This is a genomic window from Pedobacter sp. SL55 (assembly GCF_026625705.1).
Lineage (GTDB): Bacteria > Bacteroidota > Bacteroidia > Sphingobacteriales > Sphingobacteriaceae > Pedobacter.
In genome coordinates this window covers 3,699,100-3,713,727 of sequence record NZ_CP113059.1, presented here as the reverse complement: position 1 = coordinate 3,713,727, position 14,628 = coordinate 3,699,100, and the positions used below count along the sequence as shown (strand labels likewise).

At 36.5% G+C, this 14,628-nt stretch carries 14 protein-coding genes, 1 pseudogene and 1 riboswitch; of the genes and pseudogenes, 7 read left to right on the top strand and 8 right to left on the bottom strand.

Annotated features, from left to right (window positions below):
• Positions 1–3: 3 nt before the first annotated feature.
• The 3 genes and pseudogenes from OVA16_RS16600 to OVA16_RS16590 form a co-directional block, all read right to left on the bottom strand.
• The gene (locus OVA16_RS16600; RefSeq protein WP_267761712.1) at positions 4–1,245 is read right to left on the bottom strand and encodes a homoserine dehydrogenase; all 1,242 of its coding nucleotides are present in this window, start codon (positions 1,243–1,245) and stop codon (positions 4–6) included.
• Between the two features lie 80 nt (positions 1,246–1,325).
• On the bottom strand, positions 1,326–2,384 hold the full coding sequence (locus OVA16_RS16595; RefSeq protein ID WP_267761710.1) for a homoserine O-acetyltransferase family protein: 1,059 nt from the start codon (positions 2,382–2,384) through the stop codon (positions 1,326–1,328).
• A gap of 56 nt (positions 2,385–2,440) precedes the next feature.
• Positions 2,441–3,738, bottom strand: a pseudogene (locus OVA16_RS16590) (O-acetylhomoserine aminocarboxypropyltransferase/cysteine synthase family protein).
• 257 nt (positions 3,739–3,995) lie between these two features.
• A riboswitch (SAM riboswitch) is annotated at positions 3,996–4,106 on the bottom strand.
• A 289-nt stretch (positions 4,107–4,395) separates the two neighbouring features.
• On the opposite strand from OVA16_RS16590, the gene OVA16_RS16585 reads away from it, so the two are divergent.
• Complete coding sequence (locus tag OVA16_RS16585; protein WP_267761707.1) at positions 4,396–5,202, top strand: serine O-acetyltransferase; 807 nt, start codon at positions 4,396–4,398, stop codon at positions 5,200–5,202.
• A gap of 65 nt (positions 5,203–5,267) precedes the next feature.
• Positions 5,268–6,140, top strand: a complete 873-nt coding sequence (gene cysM, locus OVA16_RS16580; protein ID WP_267761704.1) for a cysteine synthase CysM — start codon at positions 5,268–5,270, stop codon at positions 6,138–6,140.
• A gap of 140 nt (positions 6,141–6,280) precedes the next feature.
• On the opposite strand, the gene OVA16_RS16575 is transcribed toward cysM, so the two are convergent.
• Positions 6,281–7,399, bottom strand: coding sequence for a trans-sulfuration enzyme family protein (locus OVA16_RS16575; protein WP_267761702.1), 1,119 nt, complete (start codon positions 7,397–7,399; stop codon positions 6,281–6,283).
• A 143-nt stretch (positions 7,400–7,542) separates the two neighbouring features.
• On the opposite strand from OVA16_RS16575, the gene OVA16_RS16570 reads away from it, so the two are divergent.
• The 3 genes from OVA16_RS16570 to OVA16_RS16560 all read left to right on the top strand — a co-directional run bounded on the left by OVA16_RS16570 (position 7,543) and on the right by OVA16_RS16560 (position 9,972).
• Positions 7,543–8,034, top strand: a complete 492-nt coding sequence (locus tag OVA16_RS16570; protein ID WP_267761700.1) for a lipocalin family protein — start codon at positions 7,543–7,545, stop codon at positions 8,032–8,034.
• A 161-nt stretch (positions 8,035–8,195) separates the two neighbouring features.
• Entirely contained in the window at positions 8,196–9,080 is an 885-nt protein-coding gene (locus OVA16_RS16565; RefSeq protein ID WP_267761698.1) for an SDR family oxidoreductase, read from the top strand.
• Positions 9,081–9,441: 361 nt separating this feature from the next.
• Complete coding sequence (locus OVA16_RS16560; RefSeq protein ID WP_267761696.1) at positions 9,442–9,972, top strand: DUF892 family protein; 531 nt, start codon at positions 9,442–9,444, stop codon at positions 9,970–9,972.
• Between the two features lie 7 nt (positions 9,973–9,979).
• Here the strand turns inward: OVA16_RS16560 and OVA16_RS16555 are convergent, their stop codons facing one another.
• Together OVA16_RS16555 and OVA16_RS16550 are read right to left on the bottom strand one after the other, a co-directional pair.
• A complete protein-coding gene (locus tag OVA16_RS16555; protein WP_267761694.1) occupies positions 9,980–10,225 on the bottom strand; it encodes a hypothetical protein in 246 nt (81 codons plus the stop codon).
• 162 nt (positions 10,226–10,387) lie between these two features.
• The gene (locus OVA16_RS16550) at positions 10,388–10,900 is read right to left on the bottom strand and encodes a ferritin-like domain-containing protein (RefSeq protein ID WP_267761692.1); all 513 of its coding nucleotides are present in this window, start codon (positions 10,898–10,900) and stop codon (positions 10,388–10,390) included.
• 192 nt (positions 10,901–11,092) lie between these two features.
• On the opposite strand from OVA16_RS16550, the gene OVA16_RS16545 reads away from it, so the two are divergent.
• Positions 11,093–11,269 carry a DUF6496 domain-containing protein gene (locus OVA16_RS16545; RefSeq protein ID WP_267761689.1) on the top strand — a complete coding sequence of 59 codons (177 nt, stop codon included), beginning with the start codon at positions 11,093–11,095 and terminating at the stop codon, positions 11,267–11,269.
• 5 nt (positions 11,270–11,274) lie between these two features.
• On the opposite strand, the gene OVA16_RS16540 is transcribed toward OVA16_RS16545, so the two are convergent.
• Positions 11,275–11,442: a hypothetical protein gene (locus tag OVA16_RS16540; protein ID WP_267761686.1), complete on the bottom strand. Its 168-nt coding sequence runs from the start codon at positions 11,440–11,442 to the stop codon at positions 11,275–11,277.
• Between the two features lie 340 nt (positions 11,443–11,782).
• Positions 11,783–13,633, bottom strand: coding sequence for a PAS domain-containing protein (locus OVA16_RS16535; protein WP_267761682.1), 1,851 nt, complete (start codon positions 13,631–13,633; stop codon positions 11,783–11,785).
• 304 nt (positions 13,634–13,937) lie between these two features.
• Here OVA16_RS16535 and OVA16_RS16530 point away from each other — a divergent pair, with 304 nt between their 5' ends.
• The gene (locus OVA16_RS16530; protein WP_267761679.1) at positions 13,938–14,585 is read left to right on the top strand and encodes a response regulator transcription factor; all 648 of its coding nucleotides are present in this window, start codon (positions 13,938–13,940) and stop codon (positions 14,583–14,585) included.
• Positions 14,586–14,628 lie beyond the last annotated feature (43 nt).

Below are 14,628 nucleotides of genomic sequence, written 5' to 3'. Positions count from 1 at the left end.
AATTTAATTTACTAATTCTCCTTCTTCGGCTATAGCTTTAATATCTTGTTCGCTATAGCTAATTCGGCCAGTTTGGGCAATAAAAACATCTTTGTTTACCAAAATATCTTTGTTTTCTAAAAGACTTTTCAGGCTTACGCTGCCAATTACATATTTGTAGTCGTTACGTGAAAAACGCTCCGAAATATTTTCGATTTGTAGTTTCTCTACCGTGTATTCGTGTTGGTAACGTAAGTAAACTTCCAAGCTAACTTTATCTGTATGGATTAAGCCATTTTGTTGTTTGTATTTTTTGTATTCGTAACGATAATCGTAACGCAATGCAGCAATATCCGAAAGTACAGCAGCACCAGTAGGGTGGCCTCCAGCTCCTTTACCAAAGAAGAATTGTTTATCGGCAAAAGCAGCTTGCACCGTTACCCCATTGTATTCGTTTTCTACGTTGTACAAGAAATCGTCGCTTTTTACAAACTTTGGTAATACAAACGTAATTACCTGTTTGGTGCTGATTTTTCTAGTAGTTGGCACCAATTTAATTTTGTAGTTTTTTTCTTTTGCGTATTGGATATCAGCATCGCTTAAATTTTGGATACCAATGTTCAAAATCTTATCTGGATTTAAGAATAGGCCATAAGCGTGTGCTGTAGCAATGGTTAATTTGAACTTAGGATCGTAACCACCCACATCTAAAATAGGGTTAGTTTCTGCAAAACCTAAATCCTGTGCTTCTTTTAAAGCAGCTTCGTAACTAGCGCCTTCGTTAAATATCTTCGATAAAATGTAGTTAGAAGAACCGTTAAAGATGCCGCTGATGCCGTGTAGCAATTCATTGTCGTAATATTCTTCTAAGTTTCTGATGATTGGGATACTGCCGCAAACAGCGCCTTCATATAGCAGCGAAGTGCCGTGTTCTTCTTGCAGCTTTACCAACTCTTCTAAATGGGTAGCAATCATTTTTTTATTGGCCGATACTACGTTTTTTCCATTGCTCAATGCTTTTTTGGTGATTGTATAAGCCGCATCGGCATCGTCAATTAACTCTACAATGGTGTTGATTTCGGGATTGTCTAAAATTTCATCATGTGAGGTTGTGAAAAGATGCGCATCTAAGGTTCTGCGTTTTTCAGGGTTTTTGATGGCTATTTTAACAATTTCTAGATTTAGGTTTTGTGCCTTTATGATATCGTGTAGCCCTTGGCCAACTACGCCAAATCCAAATAATCCTATTTTAAGTTTCTTGCTCATGTTTTATGGTATTGAGTTTGGCGTTTTGCGTTTTGCGACATTTTGGCAAACGCTTAACCCCAAACGCTCAGCATTCTTCGCTATGCTGTTCTATTTAACTTTATTACTTTCTTGTTTTTTGCGGCATTTTCTTTCAAGAACGTGCCAATGATGTTCGTTAACTTATCTGTTTCTATTAAAAATCCGTCGTGGCCGTAAGCGCATTTAATGCTGGCAAATTGTGCATCGGTAATGTTGTTGGCTAAAAACTGTTGTTCGGTAATAGGGAAGAGCACATCGTTCTCAATACCTACAACAAGTGTATTCGCTTTTACCAATTTCAAGGCATCAGCTATGCTTTTTCTACCGCGGCCAACGTTATGGCTATCCATCGCTTTGCTTAAATACCAATAGCTGTAGGCATTAAAGCGTTTACACAATTTTTCGCCCTGATAGTTTTGGTAAGATGAGGCTCTGAAATCGGTCACTTTATCGTTTACGCTTTCTAGCTGCGTTTCGTTGTAAGCTTCGTAGGTTCGGTACGAAAGCAAAGCGATGCTTCTTGCAGTTTTAAGTCCCTTTAAACCACCATCAGGTTTGTTAGCGAAGAAAGTTCTGTCGGTAGCAATGGCCAAACGCTGACTTTCGTTAAAGGCAATTCCCCAAGGCGAGTGAGCTGCGTTGGTAGCTACTAAAATCAAGTTCTCGATTTCAGTTTTACCTGTAATAGACCATTCCAAAGCCTGCTGGCCACCCAACGAACCACCAATTAAAGTCTTTACCGTTTTAATACCTAAATGATCTGCTAATATTTGATGGATTGCCGCCAAATCTCTAATGGTAAACTCAGGAAAAGCCAAATAATAAGGCTGGCCAGTTACTGGGTTTACGCTTAATGGGTTGGTTGTACCATAGTTAGAACCCAAAACATTTGCACACACAATAAAATGCTCTTCTGGATTGAACAAATCTTTGGTGCCGAACAATCCTTTCCACCAATCTAATACATCGGCATTTGCCGTTAGCGCATGGCAAGCCCAAATTACATTGTCTTTCTTTGCATTTAAGGTGCCGTAAGTGTGATATGCAATTTCCAGATTGCGAAGTTTTTTTCCGCTTTCTAGCTTGAATATTTTTGGATATTTATAGGTGTTAGACATGTTTAAAAGTTGGTTCCGATAGCTATCGGAAGTGTAAGGTTGCTGACTGAAAACTGTTAACTGATAACTGAAAGTGCTTGTTCAAAATCTGCTTTAATATCATCGATATGTTCAATACCAACCGATACTCTGAGTAGGTTTGGCGTAACACCAGCGGCTAATTGTTCTGCTTCAGATAATTGCTGATGTGTAGTTGCCGCAGGCTGAATAATTAGCGTTTTGGCATCACCTACATTAGCTAAATGACTTACCAGTTTTAGGCTATCCACTAATTTTATTGCATTTTCTTTACTTCCTTTTAGCTCGAAACTTAATACCGCACCAAAGCCGTTAGATAAATATTTCTTCGCATTGGCGTGATATGGACTGCTTTCTAAGCCGGGGTAGTTTACTTTGGCAACTGCCGGATGGTTTTCTAACCATTTAGCCAAAGCTAATGCGTTTTCTACGTGGCGCTGCACTCTTAACGAAAGTGTTTCTAAACCTTGCAATAACAAGAAAGAATTGAAAGGTGATTGTGAAGCTCCAAAATCTCTTAAACCTTCTACACGAGCTCTAATGATGAATTGAATATTGCCGAAAGGACCATTTTGACCAAACACATCGTTAAAAACTAAGCCGTGGTAACCCTCAGCAGGTTCTGTAAAAGCAGCGAATTTGCCATTGCCCCAGTTGTAATTGCCACCATCAACAATTACTCCACCAATGCTTGTACCGTGGCCGCCAATCCATTTGGTAGCAGATTGTACCACTACGTTAGCGCCGTGCTCAATAGGACGGAATAAATAACCGCGGCGCCAAATGTATTGTCTACAATTAAAGGTAAATCGTGCTTTTTAGCAATAGCGGCAATCTGTTCAAAATCAATAATGCTGAAAGATGGATTACCGATAGTTTCTAAATAAATAGCCTTCGTATTTTCGTCAATTTTAGCTTCAAAATCAGATGGGTTATCGCCATCAGCAAATTTTACGCCGATGCCCAAACGTTTAAAAGCAACTTTGAATTGGTTGTAAGAACCGCCGTATAAGTGACTAGAAGAAACGAAATTATCGCCGGCTTGTAGGATGTTGTTTAAAGAGATGAACTGTGCCGCTTGGCCAGAAGCAACTGCTAAAGCTGCTACACCGCCTTCTAAAGCTGCAATACGTTTTTCAAATACATCGGTAGTAGGGTTCATGATACGGGTGTAGATGTTCCCAAATTCTTTTAGAGCGAATAGGTTAGCGCCATGTTCAGAATTTTTAAAACCGTATGAGGTAGTTTGGTAAATAGGCACTGCTCTCGAGCCAGTTGTTGGGTCTACTTCTTGTCCAGCGTGTATTTGTAGTGTTTCGAATTTATGTTGAGACATGGTTTTTAAGTTTTAAAGTTAAGGTTGAAATGTTTAAATGTTGAACCTGTTAAGGTACGTCAGTGGGGCGTATCCCGTTTCAGCGGGACCTTCCTAATTGCGAGAAAATTACAAGTGGAAGATTTTTGATTTTAGTACATGCGAATGCACATACACATCATCAATTGCATACTGCAGCAATTGCCAATAATAGAAGTTTTGCCGACCTGCTCGGGAAACGTGTTTCTTGAAATAGAATTAATTAGTTTCATCTTATTAATTTATATCTCCAAAATGCACCATGCAATTTGGTCAGGAATTGGCACCTTCTCTTTTTGAGGGTTGCCAGTGGGTCTGTGAGCCTGTCTCTCGCCACTTCTTTATAAATCAACACCGTTAGGTAATTGACTTTTACTTGGTGTTCCAAATAATGTTTCAAATATAGGGTGTTTTTTATTTTAATACAAAATAAAATTCTGAAAAATAATTAAATGCTTGATTTTCAATTAATTTTTTGTTTGGTTAACCACAGATACACAGATAATCGGTTTACATTAAATACCTGTAAATAGAAGTTATCTGTGCATCTGTGACTAAAAAGATACTTGAATGATATATCGGAGTATTCTTGAATGAATAAAATACTAACTTTGTAGACTTACTATATATTTTTAGATTTTGAATACAGCATTCCTAAATAGCATTATCCAACGCCAAAACCAGCAACAGGTTGTGCCTTCCAATCAGACTATTGCAAATTGGGCTCAATCGTTATTAAATTTGATTTTTCCTGAAAGAGGAGCATCCTCCAATTATAATCAAGAGGTATTAAAAGGTATTTTTTTCGAATTGAAAGAAGAGCTCCAGTTGATATTGAAATCTACAAAATCGCCTGATAAAACGTTTAGCAAAGGAACTGCGGATACTTTCTTTAAAAATTTGCCAGAGATTTACCGAAAATTAAATACAGATTTAATGGCGTTGGTAGATGGAGATCCGGCGGCACAAAGTGAGTTCGAGATCATTCGCTGCTATCCTGGTTTTTTTGCGGTGGCGATGTATCGCTTTGCGCATGAATTGCACTTGTTAGAGGTGCCACATATTCCGCGTATCATTACCGAATATGCACATACCACAACTGGAATTGATATTCATCCGGCAGCAGAAATTGGCGAATATTTATATATTGACCACGGTACGGGATTGGTAATTGGAGAAAGTACGGTAATTGGCAACCACGTTAAATTGTATCAAGGCGTTACTTTGGGAGCGTTAAGTGTAGATAAAGAACAACGAAACATCAAAAGACACCCAACTATTGGCAACCATGTAATTATTTACTCTGGTGCAACCATTTTGGGTGGCGAAACCTTTATTGGAGACCATAGTGTAATTGGTGGGAATGTTTGGTTAACGAAGAGTGTTCCAGAAGGTTCTACAGTTTACCATCAGGCAGAGGTTAAAATTAAGGAGAAGAGCAGTTGATGGTTAGACTGTAATAAATGATAATCACATCTGTGAAATCTCTTAATCTGTGAAATTATAAAAATATGAAAACCATTATAGATTGCATCGGCAATACGCCACTGGCGGAAATTAGATATCTGAATACCAATCCCAACGTCAAAATTTACGCTAAGCTTGAAGGAAATAATCCAGGTGGAAGTGTGAAAGACAGGGCTGCATTGAACATGATCCGTAGTGCGATGGAAAGAGGCGATGTAGATAAAAACACCAAGCTGATTGAAGCAACCAGTGGAAACACAGGGATTGCCTTAGCCATGATTGCATCCATTTACGGAATTGAGATTGAGTTGGTAATGCCAGCAAGTTCTACCAGAGAACGCACCTTAACCATGGAAGCTTTTGGCGCTAAAGTTACTTTGTTAGAAAATATTGAAGTTTGTAGAGATTATGCAGAAGAAAAGGGAACACAGCCTGGTTATTTTTTGCTGAACCAATTTGCCAATCCTGATAATTACTTGGCGCATTATAAAACTACAGGTCCAGAAATTTGGGAAGAAACCCAAGGTAAGATTACTCATTTTGTGAGTAGCATGGGTACTACAGGTAGTATCATGGGAAATTCAAGATATTTGAAAGAGCAAAATACGGATATTCAGATTGTAGGTTGCCAACCGACAGAAGAATCATCCATTCCAGGTATTCGTAGATGGCCAATTGAATATTTACCAAAGATTTATGAGCCTGAAAGAGTAGACAGAATTATGGATGTTTCTCAGCAAGATGCAACCTTAGCTGCTAGGACTTTAGCTAGGAAAGAAGGTATTTTTGCTGGTATGAGCAGTGGCGGTGCATTGCATTGTGCCTTGCAACTAGCCGAAGAATTGGAAAGCGGCTTGATTGTTTTTATTGCTTGCGATAGGGGAGATCGGTATTTGAGTAGCGATTTGTTTGGGTAAAAGGCATTACGATGTCCAATCAAGTTGGCATCACGATATGTTTAGGATGTTCGTATATCTTAGTAAGATTGCTTCGTGCCTCGCAATTTACGGGATTCCTTTTATGCACAATACTGCTTTTAACTTTTGACTTTCAACTTTTAACTCCCTAACGCTTGCTCCAAATCTGCAATTAAGTCATCAATATGCTCTAAACCTACCGAAATACGAATTAAATTTTGTGGGGTTTTGCTAGTCGGTCCTTCTACAGAAGCACGGTGCTCAATTAAGCTTTCTACACCGCCTAAGCTCGTTGCCTGACTAAAAACTTTAACACTATTCACTACTTTTCTGGCAAAATCGGCATCGCCTTTGGTTAAAATAGAAAGCATACCGCCAAAACCACGCATTTGTTTCTTTACAATTTCATGCTGCGGATGAGAAGCTAAGCCAGGATAAAAAACCGCTTCTACTTTAGGATGATGATTTAAGTAACTGGCCAATTTCTCTGCATTTTCGCAGTGCCCTTTAATACGGTAAGCTAAAGTTTTAATACTTCGTAGCAATAAGAAGCAATCGAATGGCGAAGGCACAGCGCCTCCAGTTTCTTGAATGTTTTTAATCTTCTCAAAAAACTCATTTTTAACCGCAAAAGTTAAAGAACCACCTAAAACATCACTGTGTCCGCCAATGTATTTGGTAGTAGAATGCATCACAATATCAGCGCCTAAGGCAATAGGGTTTTGCAAAATTGGCGAGGCAAAAGTACTATCCACGGCAAATATCAGTTGATGTTTTTTCGCAATTTTCCCCAATGCTTCGATGTCGCAAATCTTTAAAAGTGGATTGGAAGGGGTTTCTACCCAAAGCAATGCTGTATTTGCTTTTACATAGTTTTCAACTTCTTCAACTACTGTTAAATCAACAAAATCGAAAGTTAAGGTATCTGCAAAAATGGTCAGCAATTGCTTTTTAAAGCCCCAATACATGTCGTCTGGTGCAATAATATGACTACCAGGTTTTAGGGCTTGGAAAATGGCCATGCCGGCAGTATTGCCCGACGAAAACGCACAAGTATCGGCACCGCCCTCTAAAACAGTAATTATTTTTTCTAAGGCAGAACGATTTGGATTGCTTACTCTACTATACATGTGACCACCCGGATAGCCACCATCTTCGCCTCTAAAATAAGTGGTAGACAAATGAATGGGAGAAGTAACGTCTCCTGTACTGGCTTTAACTAGGTTAGAGGCATGTATAGCATTAGTTTCAGGCTTCATAAGATTTAATTTAATTGGTAATTAAACAAATGTAAATGAAATAGCCGAAATACTCTATTTTTGGCAAGATTTATGTGAAGAGTTCACAAAAATTATATTCAATGTAGAGGTTTAACCTACTTCAATAAAAAAATCAAAAACAGATGAAAAAATTAATTTTAGCTATTGCTTTATTCTCTGCATCGTTAATGGTGTTAGAAAGTTGTTCTCCAAAAACTACAACAGGGGCGCCTGCCGTTAGGAGAGGTAATGTTACAGGTAACTGGATGTTGAACAACATTACTTTCGAAGGTATTCCTGATGTGGCAGTAAGATCATTTTTAGGAGAAAGCTCTTATAAATGTTTTGTTGGTAGTATTTGGAGGTTAACCAACAGCGGAAATGGTAGCTATAGCTTACCTGCTAGCGCAAGTTGTTCTGCTAAAACACAAAATATTTTTTGGTCGGTAAGCACAGCTGATGAAACTTTCCAATTTAAAAAATTATACGAAGGTGAAAAGGCTAGAAATATAATCGAAGGTTATCGTTTAGTATTGGCTGGTGCTGATGAAAGTACAATGATGATCAAATCTCCGATAGAATACAGTGGTAAAACCGCTTACGTTGTAATGAACTTCGTAAAAGCAGTAAACTAAAATCTTATTAAATTTCAATGTAAGCCGTAAGCAGTTTTGTTTACGGCTTTTTTATTGCTGGATAAATACGTATGGATAATCAGTATTAATGCCAAAAAGCTAAATCTACTGAACTTTTATTCTTTTCAATCGTTTCATTATATGATTAAGTAAAAGATATTATGGAGCAAAATATAGATCCAAAAAAGATGTTTTCTGCACCGCCATTTGATACACCATACCAGGATTATCCGGGCACTGAAAATAAAATGGAGCCAAAGGCCGATCATGGAGAGGAAAGTTATGTAGGCTATGGTAGATTTAAGGATAGAAAAGTTATTGTTACTGGCGGAGATTCTGGTATAGGAAAGGCAGTAGCCATTGCGTTTGCTAGAGAAGGTGCCGATGTATTGATCAGCTATCTTTCGGATGAAGAAGATGAAGATGCCGAAGATACGGCTTCGTTTGTTAGAAAAGCAGGAAGAAAAGCAATGCTGATGAAAGGCGACATTACAAGTGAAAAGCACTGTAAGGCAATTGTAGATAATGCTGTGGCAGAGTTCGGGCATATAGATGTACTTATCAATAATGCTGCTTTTCATATCAGTAGAAAATCGATAGAGGATATTCCCACTTACGAATGGAATTTGACGTTTGATACCAACGTAAATGCCCTATTTTATTTATGTAAGGCAGCAGTTCCTCACATGCCAAAAGGAAGTAGCATCATTAATACTACTTCTGTTGTCGCTTTTGATCCCTCAGAAGATTTATTACCATACTCTGCCACTAAAAGTGCAGTAGTTAACTTAACCGCAAACTTAAGTCAGATACTTTTAAAGCAAGATAAAGGAATTAGGGTAAATGCTGTTGCACCAGGCCCTGTATGGACACCATTAATTCCAGCTACAAAATTCAACGTTGAAAATTTTGGTAAAAACACGGCAATGGAGCGTCCAGGGCAACCAGTTGAAATAGCGCCAGCGTTTTTGTTTCTAGCATCCGCTGATGCAAGTTTTATCTCGGGTGCGGTATTACCAGTAACTGGCGGTAGAATTACGATTTAGTGAATTAAGTAAGGTAGGGTTTGGGGTGTTACCTGCTGAACGTAATTTTTACTTCGGTAGCAACAATCTCTAACGTAGTTAATTTGTTGTTTTGTAATTCTTCATGACCAGAAAAAGGGTTAATATAGGTATGTATCTTTGATATACACTTTTGATGTAAGTTCAGCAATATTCACATCTCAAAAACACTATTGAAAATAAATTGTTTATTTCGCTACATACTTTAGATTATAAATAATAAAAGGTGTGTTTATGCGTAAAATATAAGTTGCAAGTGTACTGCTGTAAATTAATCTTCAATAGGGTATTAGTTGTATTACATTATCTATAGGTGTTTATTTTTAGAATTTAATTTGTTTTTATGGTTAATGTAACTCACATTGATACTTCTAGCGATGAAAAAGATTTTAAAATTAAATCTATGATAAACAATTTGCAGCAGGCATATAATGCCGAAAAACAATGGCTTGCACTATTGCCAATTCTGCGTTTGGCGATAGGTTGTGAAGATCTGTTAGCAATGTTAAATAAATTTGAAAAAGAAGGAAAAGCACACGTTCAGCGCCTAGAAATTATTTTTAGTATACTAGGTGCTTCAAAAGTAGAGCAGAGCAATAAAGATATAGAGGTTTTAGTTGAAGAGTGTTACGATATCATAGATGTTACTCCTAGAAATAGTTTTATACGAGATGCGGGTTTAATTGTAGGCCTGCAACAATTACAGCAATACCAAATTACAACATATACTTCTTTATTGGCACAAGCTTTACTCTATGATAAACAGAAAATAGTAAACCTGCTGAGGGTTATTATTTATAATAAACACCAAGAAGAAGAGCAACTGGCCATGGCAGGTGCCAGTCAAATGCTCGATAAGATAGTGGGTAATTAATTTTAGCCTAAGGTGGCATAATTTTTTCTTCTATTTTAGAACCTAAATCTTGTATTGTTTTGTCATCTAAATTGCCCCAAAGTTGTTCCCATTTGCCATAGGTTTCGTTTCGTAGCTGTGTAATTTCGATTTCCTTGTGTTTGCACGAGTAATAAGGAACGCCATCTGTGGTTTCTAATTGTACAACTTTAAGTTGGCTTTCTCTACCATCAATTTCCACTATTATATAAAAGTTTATTGCTGTTGTCGACATAATTTAATGATTTTAACTTTACAACGTACGGTAACAGGCTTATTTTTAGCATATTTTCATTTTAGAAAAACTTCTTTTTTTAAAATTTGACACTCAATAATGAAAAAAAATCGACGTTAAACTTATTTGTTAACGCCGACCTAAGAGTTTACAAGGCCTAATTTAGGCAGCAACATTAGATTCAGACATTGCAATTTCCGTTAATTTACTATCTGTCTCCTTTTCTTGATCTAAGGTAGTCTGCAAAAGCCCTCTCGCTTCTTCGTGCTCCATTAAGGTGGCATAAGTTACTAGGCAACCGTATGTTGCAATTTCATAATGCTCTACTTTTTGCGCAGCGGCAATTAGAGCTGCATCTAAGGCTTCATCTCCTTCAAATTCTTCCATAATTTCTTCGGCCTCGTTTAAAAGGCCTTCCATAGCCTTACATTTTTTCCCTCTTGCGGTTAGGTCAATAGAAGCAAAAACTTGTTTTAGCCTATCAATTTGTTCTTCTGTTTCAGTGTAGTGAGAAGCAAACGCATCTTTTAAGCTCTGCCCAACAGCTTTATCCGCCATTTTTTTTAAGCCTTTTAGAAGTTGTTTTTCTGCACCAAGTACGTCTCTCAACTCGTCAACAAATAGTTCGTGTAAATGTGCGTTGGGCATACTGCCATTATCTTTTCTACTTTTCATAATACTAATAATTAAATGTGATAGGATATGTTTTGATTTTCGTATTGATATAAGCGTGCTAACTCCATTTTTGTTTGAGGGCGGCTTAAAACGAGTATTTTGTGAAGATTGCTAGGTACTAATACCTGTTTAAAAGAATTTTTAAACAAAGAAGGGTTAAAATTTGGTTAGTAAGTAACTTAAAATAAACGTATGGCTAAATATGCTAAAAAAGCTGGCGAAAAAGTTGGCGAGGCTATCCACGAGATGAAAGAAGGACAACTGAAAACTGGTACAGGTAGGAAGGTAACGTCAAAAAAACAGGCTATTGCTATCGGTTTATCTCAAGCAAAGAAAGCAGGGGCAAAGGTGCCAAAGAAGAAAAGCTAATGGTACTAGTTGTCAGTTTTCGAATGGCTCTGATCAGAATGGATAAATTTATCAACCTTAGACTTAAGTTCGTTGAATTTATTTTCAGTTTCTTTGGATTTTTCTCTTAAAGCCCGCGATTTTTCCAATAAGCTTTTAGTAGCTTGTTGGTTTTTGCTTAATTTCTCTCTCATGTTAACTGTGTTTATCCCAAATATACCTAATAAATGCTCTTTAAATTTTTCTATTGCAAAAACGAGTATAAGTCGGGTTAAATACTTGTTTGGTCTTATTGATTAAACTAGCAAGTGTATTTTAATTGTGATTTTAAATACCTCTACTTAAAGTAAAAATACTCTTCTTATAGATAATTAGCACTTTTTTAAGGGTTTGGGCCTATCCATGCAAAATAATGAGTATAAGAAATGCGAACACCAAGGTGGGCAAGAGAACCAAAATCGAAGATTAGTAAAAGAAAATGAATTAAATAATAGGGGCAACTGACCTTTTTAGAACTATTGCCCCAGCGTAGCATCATAAAGGAAATTGGATGCGCACAATGGTTTCATTTGATTTGGAAGCGAAGGTAATTTTACCATTAAGCAGCTTTACTTTTGATTCGATTGTTTTCAATCCAATTCCGTTTTTTTTACTTTTTTTGCTGTCAAATCCCTTACCGTTATCTTTTGCCATAATGTAAATTTGGTCATCAAGTACCGAAACATCTATATGGGCATTTTTAGCATCGGCATGTTTCATGATATTTAGCGATAGCTCTTGTACAATTCTGTAAACAGCCAGTTGTATGTACTTGTCTAAATGCACGTCTAGATTAGAAAAAGTACAATTGAAATGTGTTTTACCCCTCAATTGGCTACACACATCTTTTATGCTTGCTTTTAGTCCAAAGTCTTCGAGAATTGATGGCATCAATTCGTGAGAAATTTTTCTGCTTTCCTGTATGCATAAGCTTAATAATTCCTTTGATCTGTTAAGGATGTCTATATTCTCTTCAATTGCATTTGCACTACCTAGATTTAAACGTTCTAAACTGGTTTTTACACCATATAAAACTTGGCCTAAGCCATTGTGCAAGCTTTCGGCAATCCTTTGCCTTTCTTCTTCCTGAGCGTTTAACGTTGCTTTTAAAATTTCTTTCTGCTGTTGTTTTTCTAACTCATTTCTTTCTAGGGTAAGCTGCTTATTTCTTTCTTCTAGTTCTCTCTGCTTGGTAATATCTTGCGAAATGCCAACAATATGAGTAGAAAATCCACTTTCATCTCTTACATAGGCGGCACTTTTTGTTTTAATCCAATGGATATGACCTTTGGCGTCTATCAGTCGGTACACTAATTCTTTTGTTTCCCTTTTAGAAAGCCTGCCTTTAAGTTCGTTGTAAAAGTTTACCTTATCATCAGGATGGATAAACTGCTCAAAGAAATCTTTACCCATTTTTTTTATTTCATCTTGAGATTTTTCTACCAATTGCTCAATCCTATGGTTAGAATAAAATTGCTCTAAGCTAATTAAATTGATGGCATAAAGCATATCTGGTGCAGAATTAGCTATTCCTTGTATCATTGCCGAATTTTCTAGAGATAACTGCTCGGCAATTTTTCGCTCGCTAATATCCAAATTGGTAGCCAGCAAGCTATCGCCCATTTTTACGAACATGCAAGAATACCATTTGTTAAAGCCTTCGTAGGGATAAAAATATTCTGTGGTCTGCGGTAGGCCGGTTTCCATTACTTTTAACATCAGATCAAACAAGCCGCTTTTTTTAATTCCTGGAAATTCCTGTGCGTAATGTTTGCCTATTAAGTCGTCTCTACCGGTTTCTTTTTCTAAAGCTTTATTAACCAAGGCAATTTGAAAATCTGTAATTTTTCCATTTTCATCGTTTATCGCACTTAAAACCGACATAGACATTAATGTACTGTTATAGATTGTTTCTAGTTCATCTCTACTATTTTGAAGTTCCTTGGTTCTTATATCTATATCTTTCTCCAAATTTATCAAGTACCTTTGCTCAGCTTCGCGGATTACATTTTCCATGTTTTTTTGCGTAGTAGAAAAAGTTACCAAAATGCCTTTTGGTAAAGGAGTTACGGTTAGTTTTATCCAGCTTTCTGTAAATACCGAAAGGTATTCGAAGCTAGTTTCCTTTTTGTTCTTAAATGCTTGGTTTATTTCGTGGTAGTATGTTGTATTAATAGAGTGTTTAAATATTGCCCAAACATTTTTACCCAACATATCTGCGCTAGGTTTTTTAAAATAAGCTAAAGCCTTTTTGTTAATGAAAATAAAGTTTGCCTCATTATCTAACACGTAACAAGGGATAGGCAATGCATCTAAAACTGCGGCTGCGTGTATAAAATCTGACATAATTGTTGAGTTCCTTTAGTAAACAAGCGATTTAATATAAAGTTCTAAATTGAGCCCAATTACTTTTGTAGAAAAAGGTAAAACAAAATACACGTTCTTTCTATTATTAAAATGAACTAAACTACCATTAGAAAAATCAGTTTTTAAGGCGTATTAGTACCTAATTAAGTTTAAATAATATCTGTTTTTTGCATTGCAAGGGTCATTGTTTAACGTACACCATTTGTCTACCATATTTAAGTACTTGTTTATGCTAATTTCGGGCTTTTGAAAAAAAGTAAACATCATAAAATAAAGGGTAAGGATGATAAAAATCATATTAGCAGAAGATCATAACATTGTAAGAAATGGTATTAAACTACTTTTAGAAGCCGACGAACAAATTAAGGTTTTAGGCGAGGCAATTAATGGCTTAGGTGTAATGAAATTACTTGCCTCTAATGAGGTAGACATCATTATAGCAGATATTAATATGCCAGAAATGGATGGGATGCAGCTGCTTAGAGAGGTAAAAGCCAAATATCCAAAAATAAAAGTGGTAATGCTCTCCATGCATGATCACGAAAAATATGTAATGGAAGCTTTTAAAAATGGTGGAGATGGTTATTTGCTCAAAAACATTTCTGCCGAAGAACTTATTTTCGCCATTAAATTTGTATGTAGAGGATACAGGTATCTTTGTGCGGAGTTGACCATGTCTTTGATGGATACAATGTTGCAAAGCAAAAAGTATTTAATGACCATGTCTGACAATGAAATTGATTTTTCGCTGCGAGAACTAGAAATTTTACAATTGATAGCCGAAGGTTTGACGAATTTAGAAATGTCGGAGAAGTTGTTTTTAAGTAAAAGAACTATTGAAGGACACAGACAAAGTTTGCTAGATAAAACTGGCTCTAAAAATTCTGCCGCACTAATACGTTACGGTGTTTTGCATGGCTTAATTAGGTAAAGCTATTTATTTATTGGCTAATAAAGTAAACGGTAATTATGTT